19 protein-coding genes are annotated in these 19,455 nt (G+C 61.8%); 4 read left to right on the top strand and 15 right to left on the bottom strand.

All coding sequences use genetic code 11. The features are described from left to right. Positions 1-11: 11 nt before the first annotated feature. Complete coding sequence (locus tag N8H74_RS03895; protein ID WP_262146296.1) at positions 12-557, bottom strand: carboxymuconolactone decarboxylase family protein; 546 nt, start codon at positions 555-557, stop codon at positions 12-14. A gap of 103 nt (positions 558-660) precedes the next feature. On the opposite strand from N8H74_RS03895, the gene N8H74_RS03890 reads away from it, so the two are divergent. From N8H74_RS03890 to N8H74_RS03880, 3 genes are all read left to right on the top strand, one after another. Continuing rightward, a complete protein-coding gene (locus N8H74_RS03890; protein ID WP_262146295.1) occupies positions 661-1,572 on the top strand; it encodes an AraC family transcriptional regulator in 912 nt (303 codons plus the stop codon). A 127-nt stretch (positions 1,573-1,699) separates the two neighbouring features. Beyond that, positions 1,700-1,861 carry a hypothetical protein gene (locus tag N8H74_RS03885; protein ID WP_217829642.1) on the top strand — a complete coding sequence of 54 codons (162 nt, stop codon included), beginning with the start codon at positions 1,700-1,702 and terminating at the stop codon, positions 1,859-1,861. Between the two features lie 53 nt (positions 1,862-1,914). Next, entirely contained in the window at positions 1,915-2,505 is a 591-nt protein-coding gene (locus tag N8H74_RS03880; protein WP_262146696.1) for an XRE family transcriptional regulator, read from the top strand. Between the two features lie 69 nt (positions 2,506-2,574). Here the strand turns inward: N8H74_RS03880 and N8H74_RS03875 are convergent, their stop codons facing one another. Next, positions 2,575-3,084 carry a hypothetical protein gene (locus N8H74_RS03875; protein WP_217829641.1) on the bottom strand — a complete coding sequence of 170 codons (510 nt, stop codon included), beginning with the start codon at positions 3,082-3,084 and terminating at the stop codon, positions 2,575-2,577. 397 nt (positions 3,085-3,481) lie between these two features. On the opposite strand from N8H74_RS03875, the gene N8H74_RS03870 reads away from it, so the two are divergent. Beyond that, positions 3,482-3,940: a DUF3574 domain-containing protein gene (locus N8H74_RS03870; RefSeq protein WP_262146294.1), complete on the top strand. Its 459-nt coding sequence runs from the start codon at positions 3,482-3,484 to the stop codon at positions 3,938-3,940. Between the two features lie 66 nt (positions 3,941-4,006). Here N8H74_RS03870 and N8H74_RS03865 read toward each other — a convergent pair whose 3' ends face one another. The 13 genes from N8H74_RS03865 to benC form a co-directional block, all read right to left on the bottom strand. Continuing rightward, positions 4,007-5,434 (bottom strand): APC family permease, encoded by a 1,428-nt coding sequence (locus N8H74_RS03865; RefSeq protein ID WP_262146292.1) that lies wholly within the window; start codon positions 5,432-5,434, stop codon positions 4,007-4,009. Between the two features lie 41 nt (positions 5,435-5,475). Then, positions 5,476-7,863 (bottom strand): TonB-dependent receptor, encoded by a 2,388-nt coding sequence (locus N8H74_RS03860; RefSeq protein WP_262146291.1) that lies wholly within the window; start codon positions 7,861-7,863, stop codon positions 5,476-5,478. Between the two features lie 394 nt (positions 7,864-8,257). Beyond that, positions 8,258-8,923: a sulfite oxidase-like oxidoreductase gene (locus N8H74_RS03855; protein ID WP_262146289.1), complete on the bottom strand. Its 666-nt coding sequence runs from the start codon at positions 8,921-8,923 to the stop codon at positions 8,258-8,260. Between the two features lie 27 nt (positions 8,924-8,950). Next, positions 8,951-10,006, bottom strand: a complete 1,056-nt coding sequence (locus N8H74_RS03850; protein WP_262146288.1) for a substrate-binding domain-containing protein — start codon at positions 10,004-10,006, stop codon at positions 8,951-8,953. Between the two features lie 25 nt (positions 10,007-10,031). Further along, on the bottom strand, positions 10,032-11,057 hold the full coding sequence (locus N8H74_RS03845; protein WP_262146287.1) for an ABC transporter permease: 1,026 nt from the start codon (positions 11,055-11,057) through the stop codon (positions 10,032-10,034). Continuing rightward, positions 11,050-12,606: a sugar ABC transporter ATP-binding protein gene (locus N8H74_RS03840; protein ID WP_262146286.1), complete on the bottom strand. Its 1,557-nt coding sequence runs from the start codon at positions 12,604-12,606 to the stop codon at positions 11,050-11,052. Before N8H74_RS03840 ends, N8H74_RS03845 begins: the two co-directional genes overlap by 8 nt. 8 nt (positions 12,607-12,614) lie before the next feature. Continuing rightward, positions 12,615-13,286 (bottom strand): methionine ABC transporter permease, encoded by a 672-nt coding sequence (locus tag N8H74_RS03835; RefSeq protein WP_279309263.1) that lies wholly within the window; start codon positions 13,284-13,286, stop codon positions 12,615-12,617. Next, entirely contained in the window at positions 13,283-14,083 is an 801-nt protein-coding gene (locus tag N8H74_RS03830; RefSeq protein ID WP_262146285.1) for an ATP-binding cassette domain-containing protein, read from the bottom strand. The genes N8H74_RS03835 and N8H74_RS03830 overlap by 4 nt, the downstream gene beginning before the upstream one ends. Then, positions 14,080-14,889 carry a MetQ/NlpA family ABC transporter substrate-binding protein gene (locus N8H74_RS03825; protein WP_262146284.1) on the bottom strand — a complete coding sequence of 270 codons (810 nt, stop codon included), beginning with the start codon at positions 14,887-14,889 and terminating at the stop codon, positions 14,080-14,082. Before N8H74_RS03825 ends, N8H74_RS03830 begins: the two co-directional genes overlap by 4 nt. Positions 14,890-14,915: 26 nt before the next feature. Beyond that, on the bottom strand, positions 14,916-15,968 hold the full coding sequence (locus N8H74_RS03820; RefSeq protein ID WP_262146283.1) for an isopenicillin N synthase family oxygenase: 1,053 nt from the start codon (positions 15,966-15,968) through the stop codon (positions 14,916-14,918). Positions 15,969-16,218: 250 nt separating this feature from the next. Beyond that, a complete protein-coding gene (locus tag N8H74_RS03815; RefSeq protein WP_262146282.1) occupies positions 16,219-17,556 on the bottom strand; it encodes a hypothetical protein in 1,338 nt (445 codons plus the stop codon). A 69-nt stretch (positions 17,557-17,625) separates the two neighbouring features. Beyond that, on the bottom strand, positions 17,626-18,387 hold the full coding sequence (locus N8H74_RS03810) for a 1,6-dihydroxycyclohexa-2,4-diene-1-carboxylate dehydrogenase (RefSeq protein WP_262146281.1): 762 nt from the start codon (positions 18,385-18,387) through the stop codon (positions 17,626-17,628). Between the two features lie 52 nt (positions 18,388-18,439). Beyond that, positions 18,440-19,453, bottom strand: coding sequence for a benzoate 1,2-dioxygenase electron transfer component BenC (benC, locus tag N8H74_RS03805; RefSeq protein ID WP_262146280.1), 1,014 nt, complete (start codon positions 19,451-19,453; stop codon positions 18,440-18,442). Positions 19,454-19,455 lie beyond the last annotated feature (2 nt).

The following is a 19,455-nucleotide window of genomic DNA, read 5'->3' as shown; positions in this document are numbered from 1 at the left end:
TGTCGGGCCGGTCACGCGCGATACGGCGCCAGTTCCGGGTTGAGCGGTGTATCGGCGAAGACATTGGCGAAGTTGCACAAGGTCGCCAGACTCACGCCGAGGATCACTTCCAGCGCATTGCCTTCGGTGTAACCGGCGGCCTTGAACTGTTGGTAGGTCTGCTCGCTGACGTTGCCACGGGTAGCGATGACTTCACGGGCGAACGCGGCCAGGATTTCGAGTTTTTCCACCGGCACGGTGGCTTTCTCACGCAGGGCGCTGACCACTTCCGGCGGCAGTTTTGCCTTATTCAGCGCGACGGCGGTATGACCTGCGACACAGAAATCGCAGCCGTGGTGAGTGGCCGCGATCAATTGCACCACTTCGCGCTCGGCCAGGCTCAGCTCGGCTTTGCCATTGAGCGCCGATACCGTAACGTAGGTTTCCAGCGCCGCCGGCGCATTGGCCAGGACGGCCAGCAGGTTTGGAATGAATCCAGAATTCTTCTGCGCGTTTTCCAGGAACGGCCGGGCCGCTTCGGGAGCGCTTTGCAGGGTGTGTAGAGTGACGCGTGACATGGGATGGACTCCTGCGATGGGGTGTCCGGCAAGTCTGTTGGTTATAAGAATTCCGATCCATATTCTAAAGTAGCGATTACTTGCTCCTGAGTGTTTCCATTAGATGATTTCGTCCAGCCCACTGGTTGATTGGTTATTAGAAAGCCTCGAACTCGACGCCAGCCTGTTCCACATCGGGCGCTATTGCGGCGGCTGGCATGCCAGCACCCACGGCCTGGCGCGGGCAAGTTTCCACCTGATCGTGCAAGGGCATTGCTGGCTGCATATCGACGGGCAGGCCCAGGCGCTGCGCCTGAATGCCGGGGATGCGGTGTTTCTGCTGCGCGATCTGGATTACCGGCTGTCCAGCGCCGAGGATGTGCAGACCGCGCACGCAGTGCCGCGTATGGCAATGACCAGCCTGGACGCCCAGGCCGAAGACGGCGTCGGACTGGTCTGCGGCTTCTTCCATTTCAAGTCAGGATTGTCGTCCCTGATCATCGAAGGCCTGCCGGGCTGGATCATTCTGCGTGCTGGGGACCCTGCCTCGAGTGCGGCGCGGGCCTTGTTCGAACTGATTCTCCAAGAATGCGAACGCCTGCCGGCGCCCTCCTCGGCGTTGCTCGAGCGCTTGAGTCATTTGCTGTTTCTCTACGTGCTGCGCCAGCAAATGACGGACAACCCGTCGCTGGGCGGACTGGTGGCGCTGGCGCGCAATCCGCAATTCGCGCCGCTGCTGGATCAGTTGATCGCGCAACCACAATTGCCGTGGTCGCTGGAAAGCATGGCCGAATGCATTGGCCTTTCGCGTTCGGCGTTCTTCAAGCGGTTCAATGAACTGGCCGGCCAGTCGCCGGGGCAAGTATTGCTGGCGCTGCGCATCCGCCACGCCTGCCAGTTGCTCAAGGCCAATCACACGGTCGAGCAGGTGTGTGCGGCTGTCGGCTATCAATCGATCGCGGCGTTTACCCGAGCATTCGCCAAAGCGGTGGGCGTGCAGCCGGGGGCGTTTCGCAAGCAGCATGAGGGGCGATAAGGGAGAAAATCCGGGCAGCGCAGCAAAGAACAAAAAAGAATTAATAAATACAAAATCAGTATTTATCGTTATAAAAATATCCGCGTACTCTCACTCCATCCCGTCATTGAACACAGTGAAGTGCGCCATGAAGCCAACTGACAACCTGATCGACTTCGCCAGCTACCGCAAACGCCGCCAGGCCCAGCAACGGGCGCGGGCCATGTGGGAAATGTATGCGCGCAATGCCGGCTACCAGGCCTTTCAGTGGGTGCAGACCGCCCGTTCGAACGAGCCCCGGCAAGCGTGAACGCGCACGAACCCTCGCGCTTTCTGGCGAGCGCCGACGAACCTGTGCTGGACTTGAACAACCTCGAATCACTGGAAGAAGACCCGATCTGCGAGCGGGTCGCGCAGAACCTGCAACGCCTGCGCGGCAAGCGTCACCTGTCGCTCGATGCACTCGCCCGCCAGTGCGGCGTGAGCCGGGCGATGCTGGCGCAGATCGAATCCGGGCGCAGCGTGCCGTCGATCAAGGTACTGTGCAAGATCGCCAAAGGGCTGAAGGTGTCGGTGGCCGCGTTTCTCGAACACCGCGCCTTTGAAGGGGTGGCCGTGTTGTCGGCGAGCCAGAGCAAACGGCTGGTGAGTGCCAATGGCGCCTTCATCAGCCGCGCGCTGTTCCCGTTCGACGTGGCGCGTCAGTCGGAATTCTATGAATTGCGCCTGAGTGCCTTGGGCGAGGATCACTCCGAAGGCCATGGCCCCGGTGTTCAGGAGAACCTGGTGGTCGCCCAGGGCGTGCTGGAAATCAGCGTCAATGACGAACGCTATCTGTTGTCGACCGGCGATTCGATCCTGTTCTACGCCGACCAGCCCCACCGCTACCGCAACCCTGCCGACAGCGAAGCGGTGGCCTACCTGGTGGTCACCTACCCCGAACGCCTGGACTGACCGGCAATGAAAAAGCCCCCGAGGCCCATGGCCTCGGGGGCTTTTGCGTGGTTCACGAAATTCCGTGAATCAGCAGGTGCAGCACATCATCGGCATGCCGTTGCAGCTCATCATCATCGGCATGCTGCAGTCGTTCATCATCTTCATCATCAGGGCGCAGCAGTTCTTCATCATGTCCATGTTCATGCCGGCCATCGGCATGATTTTGCACATCATGCCGTCAGCCATCATGGTGCATTCCATAACGCACTTCATCGACGGCATCGGCATGCCCATCATCGGCATTGGCATCATCATGTTCATCATCGGCATGGCCATGGCCGCCTGGGACATGCACATCATGCTCATGTTGCCGCAGTGCATCATCATCGGCATGCCGCAGTTCATCATCATCTGCATCATTTCAGCGCTGTTCTTGAACATGGCCATGTCCATGCCAGCGGCCGGCATCATCTTGCACATCATGCCGTCGTCCATCATTTCGCAGCTCATGGTCGCCATCATCATCGGCATGCCCATCATCGGCATCATTGGCATGTTGGCGTTCATCGGCATTTGCATCTGCATGGCGTTCATCATGGTGGAGCTCCCTGAAGGATTGAAGAGTCGGACAAAGCTGATGGGAGCGATTCTAAGGATTGCCGGGGGGACAACAAGATGATGGCCGAGCAGCAAAAAACGGTGCGGGAACTGCAATAGTGTCGTGGCCGATCGACTTGTTAATGCTTTAGCTTCCTTATGGACGTTATTGCAGACAAACAGGTAGTCAGAGCAATTAAATACAGGTTATGGATATGCCTGCCGCATCTATTTAAATAACCGCCAGAAATAATCGTTCTAACCAGGCTGATTTATTTTCCGCAGGCTTTCTTATTCCATAAGTTTGTCGATGGAAACTTTTTAATCTTTTATCGCTATTAACCCTGCCCTTTATAATGTGCCTCTGCCTGCACCTCATCAATAAAAGGGAAGTTCCATGCCAAAAAGCCTTGTCGTGGCCGCGCTGTTTCTCGCCATCGCCGGTTGTGCCACGCCGCCCGCCTCCGTTCATACCAAAGATCCTGCCAGTTCCACCCTGCAAGGCGACCCCACACGGCCGGCGCAGGCACAGTGGATCCGCACCGAGCTGTATTTCTCGGTGGGGCCGCTGGAAGGCAAGGAAGGTGTGGTCAGTCCCGCGCGCTGGCGCGAGTTTCTCGATCAGGAAGTGACGTCGCGGTTTCCGGACGGTTTCAGTGTGTTCGATGCCTATGGTCAGTGGCGGGATCACGGGGCCAAAGAGCCGGAGCGGCTGGCGACCAAGGTGATCGTGATCCTGCACGAGAACACGGCGAAACATGACGCCGATATCGAAGCGATTCGTCTGGCGTTCAAGCGGATTACGGGGGATTTGTCGGTGTTGCGTTTGTCGCAACCGGCGGTGGTGTCCTTCTGATCGCCAGCCCTTACCCTGGCCCTCTCCCAAAGGGAGAGGGAGCTGATTGGGGGATATTGGAAAATTTCACCGACTTGAACGATCGGCGTTGAATCCATAATCGAGTCGGTCGCCCCCCTCCCCACCTGGGCGGTCCGACGTTTCGGGAGGGCTGGGCTGAGGGACTTGCGTCAGACGCCCCAACCCCGCCAGCAACAACGCCCCCACCCCCAACACCCCGATCCCCAGAAATGCGCCATACCCGACCACTGTCACGCTGGAATACAGCATGTACAGGCACAACCCGAAAAACAGCAGCGGCAGCCACGGGTAGAACGGCACCCTGACCGGCCGAGGCACCTGCGCAAAACGTCGGCGCAGGATGATCAGCGCCAGGCTGCTCAAGCTCAGAAACAACCAGTACACCGGCGTCAGGTACTCGACCATGGTGTTGAACCCGCTCTGGGTGAAGCTGCCGAACAACACCAGCAACAGCGCCACCGCGCCTTCGGCCAGCAAGGCCTTGCGCGGTACGCCGTGGCGTTCGTCCCATTCGCCGAAGCGCCGCAACTGCGGTACATCCCGCGCGGCGGCGTAGGTGGTGCGGGCGCCGACCAGCAAGGTCGAGTTGATGGTGGCGATGGCGGCAATGCCGACCATCAACAGAATCAGCATGACCCCCGGCGCGCCGAACGCGCGGTTGAGCAATTCCACTGCCGGCGCATTGCTCGCCGCCAGGCCTGCGAAACCCAACCCGCGAACGAACGCCCAATTCAGGGCCAGATAGATCGCCATCAACACCGTCAGGGCGCCGAGCATGGCGATGAAGATCCCGCGGCGGCCATCGCGGATTTCCGCCGACAGCGTCGCCGCGTCACTCCAGCCGCCGAAGGCCAGGAACACGAAAATCATCGCCGCCGAAAACCCGGCCATACCGGTGTTCTCGGGCGTCGGCGGATTGACCGGTACGGGCGCCTCAATCCCCTGCCAGGCCAGCCACACACCGGCGCTGGCGATGCTCAAAAAGCCGAGGGCAAGCAGTCCCACCAGCAAGGTCTGGGTAATGAAACCTATGTGCTTCCCGGTGAGATTGAGCAGCACCAGCGCCGCGATCACCGCACCGGCAAACAGCCCCGAGCCATGTTCGCCCAGCGGCACGACCGCGTTGAAGTAATCGGCAAACATGAACGCCGACAAGGCAATCCATCCGGTATGCATCACCGAGAAGCGCGACCAGGCAAACAGGAAACCCATGCGCTCGCCATAGGCCGTGCGCAAAAAGTGATAGTCACCGCCCGGATGGGGAAACGCGGTGGCCATCTCGGCAAAACACAAGGCCCCGGCCATCGACGCCAATCCGCCGAGAACCCAGACCCCGTAGAAATATTCCGGCCCGACGTTCAGTGCCACGGTCGGCGCGGTTTTGAGGATATCGGTAGTGATCACCATGCCCAGCGTGATCAGCAACGCTTGCAGCACCGGTAAATGGCGCTTGGGGCCGTTGGCTTGGGTCATAGGATTTTTCGCAGGTGATCCGCCATCCATGGCGGCAGGGTTCAGAAGCCGTAGGTGGCGGTGGCGTAGTAGTAAGCGCCGTTGGTGCCGATTGGCGACAGCACGTCATACGGCAGGTTGCCGCCGTAGTTGATGGCAGAACCGGAGCGTTCCGGGTAGTTGTCGGTCAGGTTGTTGCCGCCCAGGGCGATGCTGAATTTCGGGGTGAATTTGTAGGTCACCTCGGCGTCCAGTTGCCAGACCGCGCCGTAGGTCTGCTCCGGTTGCGAGTCGCCGAAATCGAACACGCGGGTGGTCTCGCCCTGGCGGGTCAGACGACCGAGCAGGCCCCAATGCTCGCTGGCCCAGTTGGCGGAAAACACGAAGCGATCCTTGGGCGCGGCGTCGGTCAGGGTATTGCGTTCCTCGACGCCCACCAGCGCGTCATTGCCAATCCCCAGCGCCGTCAATTGCGATGGCGTGCCCTTGGTCTTGGTGATTTTGGTGTGGTTGTAGGTGTACGCCGTGGTCAGGCCCAATTGTCCTTCGTACAACGGCTGGTGATAGTTGAGCACCAGTTCGGCGCCATCGGTACGAGTGTCGGCGGCGTTGGTGAAGAAGTTGACGTCATGGACGCCCGGCACGCCGAAATTGTTGTTGATGTAGTTCTCCAGGGCATCGCTGCCGATGCGCTGGGACAGGGTAATGCGATCCTTGACGTCGATGCGGAACACGTCGAAGGACGCGTCGAAACGGTCGCTCAGTTGCGCGGTCAGACCGAGGCTGAAGTTTTTCGACGTTTCCGGATCGAGCTTCTCCGCGCCGAGGGCACGGGCAATCGGGTCGTTGACCGACAGCACGCGAATGTCGGTGAGGGTGCCACCCGTACCGAAGTTGCTGGTGGTGTTCTGGAAGCCGCTCTGGGCCAGCGATGGCGCGCGGAAGTTGTTCGACACCGCGCCGCGCACCGCCCACTGTTCGTTCAACTTGTAGCGGCCGCTGAGTTTGCCGGTGAGTTTGCTGCCGGCATCGTCGTAATGTTCCCAGCGCGTGGCGGCATCGACGAACAGGCGATCAGTGAGATCGCCGGACAACTCGGCGTAGCTGCCGAATACGTTGCGATCCAGATCCGACTCTTCGCTGGGGCGCAGACCGTTGGCGCCATCAGCGCCGGAACCGATGTAGGAAGCCTCGTCACCGGCGAAGGTCAGGTAGTTTTCGTAGCGGTATTCGCCGCCCACGGCGAGCACGAACGAGCGACCGCCCAGGCGCAGTTCGCGGCTGAAATCGAGGTTGGTGGTGGTCTGGCGCAACTCATAATCGCCGGTGTCGAAACGGGTCGGCGAATCCGCACCGAGGCTGACGTTGAGGGTACGCCGGGTCGCCGATTCGAAGCGGTTGCGCCCGTGGGTGATGCTGCTGTCGAAATCCCAGTCATCGCCGATCAGGCCCTTGAAACCGGCGGTGGCGGAGATGTCGGTGTTGTCGCCCAGCGATTGCGGCAGGTAGCCGTTGGGATAGAACTGCGGCTGCTCGGACGGGTAACGGTAGAACTCGGCGCCGGTGGTGTGGCGCTCGTTGTAGGTGCCGAAGCTGTAGGCCTTGCCGCCGGCCAGCGGCAGTTCACCGTTGAACCAGGCGTTGACATCCCGGGCGATGCCGTCGCCCATCACGTAGTTGCGCTGGCCGGGGGTGTCGGCGAAACCATCGAAACCGGCGCGGTTGGTCGGGTCGCGGTCCTTGTACTCGGTGCCGCCGCGAATGAAGCCGCCCTCCTCGCCAAGCCGTGTGCCGATCTTCGCGGTGGTCACGCTGTTCTGGCCGTCGGTGGTGGTTCGGCCGATGGCGTCCTGATGGGTGTGGTAGGCGCCATAACTGGTGGACACTTCACCGCCCTCGGGGGCGTCGTCGAGGATGATGTTGATCACCCCGGCAATCGCGTCGGAACCGTATTGCGCGCCAGCGCCGTCACGCAGCACTTCGATGCGCTTGATTGCGCTGATCGGGATCGAGTTGAAGTCCATCGGTGCCGTGCCGCGACCGATTTTCGACGAGTCGTTGACCACCGCCGAGGTGTGCCGGCGCTTGCCGTTGACCAGCACCAATACCTGATCCGGGCTCATGCCGCGCAATTGCGCGGCGCGCACATGGTCGGCGCCGCCGGAGTTGGACTGACGCGGAAAGCTGAATGACGGCAACAGCGTCTGTAGCGCCTGGCCGAGCTCGCCGCCACTGGCGCCGGCGGTCTTGAGGTCTTCGGCGGTCAGTACGTCCACCGGCACCGGGGAATCCAGCACCGTACGGGCGGTGCCCCGGGTGCCGGTGACCAGCACGGTGCCCAGCCGTGTGTCATCGTCGACGCGTGCGGAGGTTTCTTCGGCGTGCGCGGGAAGTTGCCAGATTGCGCTGACAACAGCGATCGCCAGTAATGAACGGGAACGGTGATACATGAGACAGCTCCTTTTATCGCAGCTGATACCCGGCCGCCGCCGACGATAAAAGTCGGCAGTCAATGCGCGGCAATGTCTGCTGTAGTTTTGATTTTCAAGAAAGGCAGCGAAGGCTGGTAAAGCGATTAGAACTGCAAAAGCAGTTGAGTAGACGACCCCCAAAGTTAGTACAGACTCCCCTGAAACCCATGCTAGATGACCAGCCTATCGGTGCAAAAGAACCATTAACACTTAGGTTATGCCCGACGAATGGAGTGTTGCCAGAGCAACAGCGCTGTTTATCCAACAACATCAAAGTGCAACTAGATAAAAAGTAATCAGGCACAAAAATACGCTCCAGATATTTAACATGGAGTTACTGATTACTTGGGTTACTTATAGAAACCGGAAAGGCTTAGTCGAAGTCTTTTTCCCGCCAGGCATCTTCTGCGATGTCCAGTGCGTCGCCACTGAAGCGCTGTTCGGTAAACGGATCGGCGTGCAAGTGAAAGCCGTTGCGCTCCCAGAAGCCCGCTTGTTCCTCGGCGACGAACTCCAGACCGCGCAGCCACTTGGCGCTCTTCCAGAAGTACCGCCCCGCCACCACCAGCCGCAACGGCCAACCGTGCTGCGCGGTCAGCGGCTGGCCGTCGTAGTGGGTGGCGAGCAGGCTGTCGGGGTGCAGCAGGTCTTCGAGTCGCAGGTTGGTCTGGTAGTCGTGATCGGCGTGGGCCATGACGAAAGCCGTGGGCGGCTGGATGTCCAACGCCTGCAACAGATCCTGCACATGTACCCCGCTCCAGCGGGTATCGAACTTCGACCAGCGGGTGACGCAATGGATGTCGCAGGTAAGTTGGCGTTGCGGCAGCGCTTGCAGGTCGGCGTAACTTAGCTCGACCGGGTTGTCGATCGAGCCGAACAGCCGCAGCGACCATGTTGCCAGGTCATAGTCCGGCACGGCGCCTTCATGGAGGATCGGGAAGCGCTGGGTCAACACCTGCCCCGGCGGCAGGCGTTCACCGAACAGCGGATCGGCTTTCGGCGAACGGCTTTTGCGCAGGCGCGCGGCTTTGTTGTGCATGGTTGCTCCCACTTGGAATGCGTTGCTTCAATTCGCCAACGGAATCCACTCCGCCCGCGCCACATTGGCGGAGTCGCCGAACGCCGGGAGTTTCTGGCCGAGGTCGCGGACGTTTTTCACGTCCAGATCGAGCAACTGCTGGCGGGTAATCAGGGTGGGTGGCACCAGCACCTTGTGCCCCGGATTCTCACCGGCGATCAACATCGCCAGACTGCGCACGCTGATCGCTCCGGCCACTTGCGGATTGACCGCCGCCGTGGCTGCCCAGGCGCTGTCCGGCTCTTTCATGATCTGGATGTCGGCGGTGGAAATATCGGCGCTGTAGATCTTCACCTTGCGCGCCAGACCGGCTTCGTCGACGGCGATTTTCGCGCCCTTCGCGAACTCGTCGAACGGCGCGAAGATCACGCTGATGCCCGGATTGGCCCGCAGCACGGCGCTGGCCTGATCGGCCACCGAGTTGGCAATCGGCGGGTTGAGCGTGCCGAACCGTGCCTTCTCGACGATCCCCGGATTGCTCGCCTTGACCTGACTCCAGATCTCGTCGCGACGCTCCATCGGCGTGAAACCGCTGATGTACACGTAGCCGGCGTCGAAGCGCGTGCCGTTGTCCTTGAGCGCCTGATCCAGCGCCAGACGCGCCAGTGCATGGTGATCCTGCTCGACCTGGGTCACTTGCGGACTGTTCAGGTCGACGTCGAACGCAACGACCTTGATGCCCTTGGCGATGGCCCGGTCGATCGGTCCCTTGAGGGTTTCCGCCAGGCCCAACTGGACGATGATCCCGTCGACGCCGAGGTCGACCGCCTGATCGATCATCTCGCTCTGGCTCGCCGCCTGCTGCCGGGCATCGAACACCCGCAGGTTGGCGCCGAGCGCTTCGGTCTGTTTCTCCACGCCACGCAAGTAGGCTTCGGGGAAGTCCCCGGAAAACAGATAACCGACCAGGGCGATCTGCACCTGGCCCTTGTCGAACGGCGCCGGGGCACCGGGAAGTGCCTTGGCCTGGGCGCTCAGCGCCAGCGCCGAGAGCAAGGCACCGGCTAGGCAATGGCGTGCGAACTGCTTGATTGAACCGTGCATACAGCTTTCCTTGGACGAAAACGGCTCAGCGCGCCCGATGCGCGAGGCCGAAGGTGAACATCAGGGCCAGCACCAGCACCAGTCCCTTGACGAAATCCTGCGCGTAATAAGGCGCGTTGAGCATGGTCAGGCCGTTGAGCAACGCGGCCACCAGCAAGGCGCCGACCAGCGTGCCGAAGGCGTTGGGCTTCTTCGCGCCAAGCACGGCAAAGCCAATCAGCGCGGCGCCGAGCGCGTCCAGCACCAGGCCGTTGCCCGAGCTGACGTCGCCGCGCCCCAAGCGTGCCGCCAGCAGCAACCCGCCGAGCGAGGCCAGCAGCGCCGACAAGACGTAGGCGAGCAACTTGAACCGCTGCACCGGCGCACCCGCCAGCCGCGCGGCCTGCTCGTTGCCGCCAATGGCATAGAACAACCGGCCGACCCGCGTGCGTTCGAGAAACAGCCACACCGCCACCGCCACCACAGCGGTGATCAGCACCGGAATCGGCACGATGTCCCACAATCGTCCCCGCCCGAGCGCGAGAAACAGCGCGCTGAATGAGCCTTCGGTTTCGTCGCCGTTGGGCAGGGTCATGCCCACTGCAATCGAGCGTCCGCCGGTTGGAATCAGTTGCACGCCAATCACCAGAAACATGCTGCCCAGCGTCGCCAGAATGTCCGGCACGCGCATCTTCACAATAAGCCAGCCATTGAGCAGCCCGACCAACGCGCCGCCCGCGAGGCTGATGAGCACCGCCGGCACCGCGCCCCAGCCGAGCACCACCATCACGTAACTGGCGATCATCAGACTCATGGCCGCCACCGCGCCGATCGACAGGTCCAGCCCGCCCACCGCCATGGTCAGCGTCACGCCGAGGGCCAGCAGCGCGACAATCGACACCGACTGCAAGATGCTGAACAGGTTGCCGACGCGCAGGAATGCCGGTTCCGCGACACTGAAAAACACCACGATCAACGCCAGCACCCACAGCAACCCGTAGCGGATCAGCGCCTGCACGGCGCGCTCCGAGGTGGCGGAAACGGGCGACAACAGCGAATTCGAATCAGGCACTCGCTCTACTCCTTGGCGTGGCATGCAGGGGAATGGGATCGGCATCGGTGCCCGCCAGCGCGGCCACCAGCGTCGCGCGATCAAGGCTGGCGCGTGGGTACTCGGCGACCACCGCGTGATCGCGCACCAGCAGGATGCGGTCGGCAATTTCCAGGGCTTCGTCGACGTCGGCACAGATCACCAGCGTGGCGCGACCGTCGGCGCTGTCTCGCAGCAGTTGGCCGATCTCGCGGCGGGCACGCACGTCGACACCCTGGAACGGCTCGTCGAGCACCAACACCCGCCCTGCCCCGAGCAGCCAGCGCCCAAGCACGACCTTCTGTTGATTGCCGCCGGACAGCGCGGACATCGGTACATCGATGCCGACAGTCTTGATACCCAGCGCCGCGACCTGCACCTCGACCGCCGCCGCTTCGGCGCGATTGCGGATAAAACCGCCCCGGGTGAAGCGTTCGAGAAATGGCAGGGTCAGGGTGCGGCGCAGGGAAAAATCAGGCACCAGGGATTGGCTGGCGCGATCTTCGGCGGCGAAGAACACGCCGCTGCGAATCGCCTCCCGGGGCGAGCCTGGCAACCAGTCGGCGCCGTCCAGTAGCACGCTGCCCGCAAGGGCTTTGCGCAGGCCGAACAGCACCTCGGCGATCTCGCTTTTACCGGCGCCGAGCAGACCGGTCAGCACCACCACTTCACCTTCGTGCAGGCTCAAGTCGAACGGCCGGGTGCGCGGCAGGACTTTCACCCCACGCAGTTCCAGCACCTTGCGCCCCGCCGCTCGCGGCGTGTAGACGTGGTCTTGCAGTGCCTGCCCCAACATCGCTTGCACCGCCTGGGGCAATTGCCGCGCGGTGAACTCGCCGGCCAGTTTTCCATCCCGCAGGACGATGGCGCGGTCGGCTACCCGTTGCAGATCGGACAAGCGATGGGAAATGTACAGAATCGCCACGCCCCGGCTGCGCAAGGTGTCGATCAAACCGAACAGACGCTGGGCCTCGGCATCCGACAAGGCTGCCGTGGGTTCATCGAGAATCAGCAAGCGCGGCTGCAAGGCAAACGCCCGCGCCAGCACCACCAATTGCCGTTCGGCCTGACCAAGCTGTTCGATTGGCGCCTCCAGCGGCAGCACCAGTCCGAGGCCGGCGGCGATGTTCGCGGCGCGCTCCAGCAGCCGTTTGCGATTGAGCCAGAAGTCCGCATCGGGGCGGCACAACTCATCGAGCAGCAGGTTTTCCGCCACGCTCAAACCCGGCGCGATGCCCTCGTTGATCTGCTGATGAACCGCGACGATCCCGACCCGACGCGCCGACAGCGGCGAGCCGAAATGCCGCGGTTGACCATCGACCGCAATCTCGCCGCCATCGGCGCTCTGGCTGCCGGCGAGAATCTTCACCAGCGTCGATTTACCCGCCCCGTTGGCGCCGAGCAGCGCCACCACTTCGGCGGGATAAATCGTCAGGCTGACGCGCTCCAGCGCCCGGTTGGAGCCAAAGGTCTTGCTCAGTTCACGTACCCGAATCAGCGGCTCGACGGCCACGGCGACAGGTGTACTCATAAAATTCCTTAACGTCGGTAAGCCAGCGAACGCACCAGCCGATCGCCCAGGCTTTGCACGCCCTGAACGAGGATGACCAGCACCACCACCGTGGCGACCATCACTTCATTGTTGAACCGCTGATAGCCATAACGGATCGCCAGATCCCCCAGCCCGCCACCGCCGATGACCCCGGCCATGGAAGAAAACCCGATCAGCATCACCAGCGTCAGGGTGATTCCCGCCAGCAACGCCGGCAGTGCTTCGGGCAACAGCACTTTGAAAATCACATGGCGCAGGTCACCGCCCATGGCGAGGATCGCTTCGATCCGGCCCTTCTCGACTTCGTCGAGCGCGTTCTCGACGATCCGCGCGAAGAACGGAAACGCGCCAATGGTGATCGGCACCACGGCGGCGGTGCTGCCCAGGGTGGTGCCGACCACCAGCCGGGTCAGCGGAATCAGGGCAATCAGCATCACCACGAACGGCAGCGAACGGCCCAAATTGACCAGCGCTCCCAGCGCCGCGTTGAACCGGGGCAGCGGGTACAGCCCCTCGCGGCGACTGACAAACAGCAGCACGCCCAGGGGCAAGCCGATCAGCAGCGTGAACAGCCCCGCCAGCAACACCATGTACAGAGTCTCGCCCGTGGCGTTGAGCAGCAGTTGCAGGATTTCATCCCAATGGATCGTGCGGTTCATGAGTGAGCCGCCCGTACGCCGTATTGCTTGAGGAAACTCAGGCCCGGCGCATCGTGGCCCAGCGGCAATCCGCAACTGGGTCGCAGCGCAGCGCCGAGCGACGAATCGGGATCCGCCAGCAGTCGGGCGACCGGCCCGGCTTCGACCAAGCGGCCGTGAGCAAGGGATGCGGCGTGATCGCAAATCGAGCGGACGACGTCCAGCTCATGGGTAATCAGTACGATGGTCAGGCCCAGTTGGCGGTTGATGTCGCGCAACAGGTCGAGAATCGACGCGGTGGTTTCCGGATCGAGGGCGCTGGTGGCTTCGTCCGACAACAGATACGCCGGACGCGCCGCCAAAGCCCGGGCGATGCCCACCCGTTGTTTCTGGCCGCCGGACAACTGCGAGGGAAAGGCCTCGGCCTTGTCGCTCAGGCCTACGAGTTCCAGCAGCTCCCGAACCCGCGCCTGACGCTGGGGTTTCGCCACATTGGCGATCTCCAGCGGCACGGCGACGTTGTCGAAGACGTTGCGCGAGTGCAGCAGGTTGAAGCCCTGGAAGATCATGCCGATGCGCTGACGTTGCCGGCGCAACTCGCTGTCGGACAGGGTTGTCAGGTCCTGGCCGTCCAGCACGATGCGCCCGGAATCCGGGCGTTCGAGCAGATTGAGGCAACGCAGCAGCGTTGACTTGCCCGCGCCGCTGCGCCCGATGATCCCGAACACCGCGCCGTCGGGAATGTTCAGGGACACCCCGTCCAGCGCCGGAGTCGACGCCGTGGGATAGGTCTTGCGCAACTGCTCGACGAGGATCATGGCTTGGCATCCGCCACCGGGATCACCGAGCCCTTGAAGTTCTCGCTGATGTACTTGGCGACTTGCGGCGACGTCAGGTCCTTGGCCAGTTGCTGAATGCGTGGATCGCTCTCCAGTTTTGGCGTGGTCACCAGGATGTTGGCGTAGGGATTGTGCTCGGCCTTCTCCAGCCCCAGCGCGTCTTTGGCCGGCACCAGACCGGCCTCCAGCGCGTAATTTCCGTTGATCACCGCCAGATCGACGTCATCCAGCGCCCGAGGCAGTTGCGGTGATTCGATTTCGAGGATTTTCAGCTGTTTCGGGTTTTCGGCGATGTCCTTGGGTGTTGCCTGATCGGCGGCCGGGTCATTGAAACCGGGCTTGAGTCTGATCAGGCCGTTGTCCTGCAACAGGTACAGCGCGCGGCTCAGGTTGGTCACGTTATTGGGTACGGCGACCGTGCCTTTTTCCGGCACCTGGGCGAGGGTTTTGTGGCGGTGCGAGTAAATCCCCAACGGCTCGATATGCACCGTGGCCGCCACCGCAAGTTGCTCGCCGAGGGCTTTCTCCTGGGATTTGAGGTACGGCAGGTGCTGGAAGTAGTTGGCGTCCACATCGCCATGCACCAGCAGTTCGTTGGAGTTCACGCCGTTGGGAATCTCGATGACCTTGAGGTTCAGTTGCGGGTCGATTTTCTGGATGTACGCCAGAATCTGCGCATGGGGCACAGGGTCGGCGGCCACGCGCAGCGGCTCCAGTGCGAGGGCGTTGAAAGCGCTCAGCAGCCCGCCGAGCACGGCCAGGGTCAATCCGGTTTGTTTCAGCATGGTGAAGCTCCTTGATCGAGTGGCACTCAGGCGTTGACGGCTTTGGGCAGTGGGTTTTGTGGAGCCAGGGCGTCGGCGTAGAAACGCCGGGCGACATCGGGGTGCGAGCGCAAACGGCCCTTGAGATAGTTCTGGCCGACATCGCGAAACAACGGATTGAGCGGATCGCTGGCCGGCCCGCGCGCCTCGCGCAGCAACGCGGTCGGCAACGGGTACAGCGGCACCACGGCGTCCAGTTGCGCGCCGAGGAAGAACGCGATGGACAAGCGCTCGCGGCCCTGCGCTGGCGACAACACCCTATGCACCGTGGCGCGCAGATAGCCGTTGGTTGCCAGCTCCAGCAATTCGCCGATGTTCACCACCAGGGTATTGTCCCGAGGCAGTGCATCGATCCAGCGGCCCTCCTCGACCTCGACTTGCAGACCGGCCTGCTGGTCTTGCAAGAGGAAGCTCAGAAACCCCGAATCCTTGTGCGCACCGACGCCTTGATGGCTGTCTGCGGCGGACTGCCCCGGATAGCGCATCAGCTTGATGTGTTCGTTGGGTTTGTCGCCGTACAAGCGGTCGAACGCGTCAGCGCGCAACGACAACGCTTCCGCGAACGCACGCAGCAGACGCAGGGACATGCGGGTCATGGCTTGCTGCCAATCGAGCAGCAGCGGCTTGAGTTGCGGCAACGTCTGCGGCCATTGATTCGGCCCTTGCAGGCGCGCCCACAACGGACTGTCCGGCCGTAACGGCAAGACCTCACGCTCGGCCCCCAGATCGAACTGTTCGCGCTGATCGGGTTTGCCGCGCGTGATCTCGGACGCCGCACGGTTGTAACCGCGAAAATGCGGCGAGTTGATCATGCCGACAGCAGCTTTCTCGCTGTCAGGCAGGGCAAAGAATTGACGGGCCTGGTCTTGCACCTGGCGCAGCAGCCCGGCATCGATGCCATGGCCCGTCAGGTAGAAAAATCCGACGTCCCGCGCGGCATGGCGCAAGTCTTCGAGAAAGCCTTGGCGCTGCTGCGCCGAGCCGTCGAGCAAGGAAAGGTCCAGGGTCGGTAATGCGGTGATATCCAGGGTATGCGGCATGATTCACTCCCGTGTGAATCAAACCTGAAGAGCCCGTGATCGATTCAGCGTGTGCCGTCATGGCAATCGGAAGGTCTATCGGTTTGATGCTTTGATTCGTCTTGGAACCAAAACTAAACGATATTAAAAACTCCGAACAAATACCTTTTTTGCATTAGCTTAGGTCGGGAATGCCACAGGCAAAACCTCCCGCAAGACCGGTTGCACAACGAAAAACGCTCGCGGTCGGCGAGCGTTTTTTTGCATCCGGCTAATTCAAGCCGATGGCAACCCCACATAACCAGGGGTCGATAAAGTCGAGGTAGACGATATTGGGTCGATGACCCTCCTGCACAGCCCTGCTTGCCAGCTTTCCAGGCAGCCACGGGTTAGCCATGCCGGCCAGCACTTCGATGTCTAACACCGCACCACCACCGGTCAGCGTCCATGACAGCAGGAACAGATAGCTGTGGCCCCGGCCACCGTATTTGCCAAGCTTGCCCATCTGATCATGGGCCATGGATTCGTACACGCCCACGTTCGAGTAATGATCGTAGACCGTCAGATTCGTGCCGTTGATGGAGGACGGATGCTCCTCTGTATCGAAATAGGGCCAGATGCCTTGCTCCTGATCCCAGTACGCCTCGAACTCATCAGCAAATACCGCGACGACCGTGCCCTTCATGTCGCTCAGCGGCGTTTGCGCGAGATTGGTCGCACCACCGGCAGGCTTCGGGATTTGCAGTCGTTCGCCCAGTTTTTTCACTTCGGTGATGATACTGCTGACCGTATTTGTGTAGGTGTGGGAAAACTTCAGGATCACCACTTCATCCTTGCCTGCGTCGCTGTTGAGGAACGTTTGCACATCCTCAAGGATGCTGCTCAGACTGGCGCCATAGGCACCGTAGCCCGTGGTGCCGTGATAAGTCGACAACTCGTCGCCACGCCAGCAAACCCGAATATCGAAGTAGCGAGAGCCTGCCTGTAGTTGACCGAGGGTGGACAGACTTTGGGTCTTGGCCCACTCGCCGCCGCCACCCAAGGGATAATCGTGAGTCTCGTACATACCGGCGTCATGACTGCCCGGCAGGGTAATATCGCTGAGCAGGATACCCGGCTTGCGCTGTTGCAGATCACCCATCCAGGTGGAATGGTCGGGCACCGCGCTCGAACGAATGTAGACGCCGTTGGTGCCGTGACTGGTGGACCCCACATCGCCGCCGGAACTGCGCCAGACCTCCAGGCCCTGGGCCGTGCCGGTATGCGCGAGTGTCCCGACATGCTTGTTTATCGCGTTTTGCTGATTGTCCGAAAAGCTCAGGGTGGTGCCGTCGGAGAACGTCAGCTCAACGCTGTACAAGGCAGGCTCCGAAGCGCTGAGCAGTTCGACATAACCACCGATCGACGAATTTTGCGCAAGCTTGCCATGAATAAAAACGGAAGGGTCGTTACCCTTTTCAAAACCGCTGACGGCACTGACTTTCATGTCGGTGATGTTGTGTCCACTCACATTCACAAGACACAGCGTTGTTCTCTGGCTCATGGCCTTCTTCCTTGTCGACTGATTGATGAGCCGGAGCAACGCCGCCTCCTGGCTGATGTCACCCATGGCGCGTGACGATCAAGCTACTACGCTAGCAGAGGCTGAAAAAAATGCAGGGCCTTGCCGCCACACTGATCAGCCGAGATCCCCACCTCCAACCGGCAACGTCACACCCGTGATGTACGAGGCATCGTCCGAGGCCAGAAACAGAATCGCGCCGACCTGCTCGTCGAGGGTGCCGTAGCGTTTCATCAGGCTGCTGTCGAGGGTCTGCGCAACGATTTCCTGATACCAGGCTTTCTCCTGCGCGGACTGCTCGGTACCGTTGCGCGGGATGCGCCGCGCCGGTGCTTCGGTGCCGCCCGGTGCGGTGGCGTTGACGCGAATGCCGCGCTCGGCGTTCTCGAAGGCCAGGCAGGCGGTCAGTGCATTGATGCCGCCCTTGGCCGCGCCATAGGGCACGCGGTTCAGGCTGCGGGTCGCAATCGACGACACGTTGACGATGGCGCCCCGGCCCTGCTTGAGCATGTACGGCAATGCCGCGTGGCAGCACCACAGGGTCGGGAACAGTGAACGGCGTACCTCGGCTTCGATCTGCTCGACTTCATAGTGCTCGAACGGCTTGGCCCAGATCGTGCCGCCGACGTTGTTGACCAGCACATCGAGCCGGCCAAAGGCATCGATGGCCGCCGCCATGGCACGCGCGCAATCGCTGTACTGTTCCAGGTCAGCGGTCAGGGTCAGGACGCCCTCGCCTTGCAGTTCGTGAACCAGTTCGGAACGGTCGACGGCAACGACTTGCGCACCCTCGGCCAGCAGCCGCTCGCACACCCGACGGCCAATGCCCTGCGCCGCGCCGGTGACCAGCGCGACCTGCTTGGAAAATCTGTTGTTCATGACAACCTCGGAAGAAAAAAAGGGGCCATGCGCAGCCCCAAAAAGATCGGTTTCAGGCAGCGGCGGCCGCAAATTTCTCGTAGTAGAAATTGGCCGGGGTGATGCCCTGCTCGCGGATGTGGTGACTGACCGCTTCGACCATCGGCGGCGGGCCGCACAGGTACACGTCGACGTCGCCGTCGTTGAGATGGCGTGGCTCGATGTGCTGGGTGACGTAGCCCTTGAGCGGGTGCAGGCTCTGCGCACTGGCTACGCAGGCACTGAAGGTGAAACCGGGAATCCGTGCGGCGAAAGCCTCAAGGCGATCCAGTTCCACCAGATCGAAGTCATGGGTCACGCCGTAGATCAGATGCACCGGATGCGCGCTGCCCTGCTCGGCGATTTTCTCCAGCATCGCGGTGAACGGCGCCAGCCCCGTACCGCCGGCCAGCAACAGCAGCGGCCGCTTGATTTCGCGCAGGTAAAAACTGCCCAGCGGCCCGGCCAGGTTGAGGCTGTCGCCCGCCTTCGCCAGCCCGGTGAGGAAGCTGCTCATCAGGCCGCCCGGCACGTTGCGAATCAGGAAACTGACCTCGCCATCCTTCTGCAACGAACTGAAGGAATAGGCCCGGGTCTGCTCGCTGCCCGGCACTTGCAGATTGACGTACTGCCCCGGCAGAAACGCCAGTCGGCTCAGGGATTCGCCCTTGACCGACAGGGCAATGGTGCTCTCGGACAACTGCCGGACAGCGCTGATCGCTGCCTGGAAATTCGCCTGCGCGGTCTTGCACACTTGCGAGCCCGCCGGCACCCGCACCACGCAATCGCTTTCGGCGCGCATCTGGCAGGTCAGGACGTAACCCTGGGCCAGTTCTTCTTCGCTCAAGGCGTCTTCGATGAAGTTGTCGCCCATGGCGTAGCGCCCGGCCTCGGCAAAACACTTGCAGGTGCCGCAGGCACCATCGCGGCAGTCCAGCGGGATGTTGATGCCTTGGCGATACGCCGCGTCGGCGACGGTTTCATGGCCGTTGGCCTCAATGAAACGGGTCACCCCGTCCTCGAAATTCAGTGCGATCTGGAAACTCATGT

Origin of the sequence: Pseudomonas sp. B2M1-30 (assembly GCF_025447575.1) — a bacterium.
GTDB lineage: Bacteria > Pseudomonadota > Gammaproteobacteria > Pseudomonadales > Pseudomonadaceae > Aquipseudomonas > Aquipseudomonas botevensis.
Note: the sequence above shows the minus strand (reverse complement) of the source record. Positions and strands in the feature narration are given on the sequence as shown.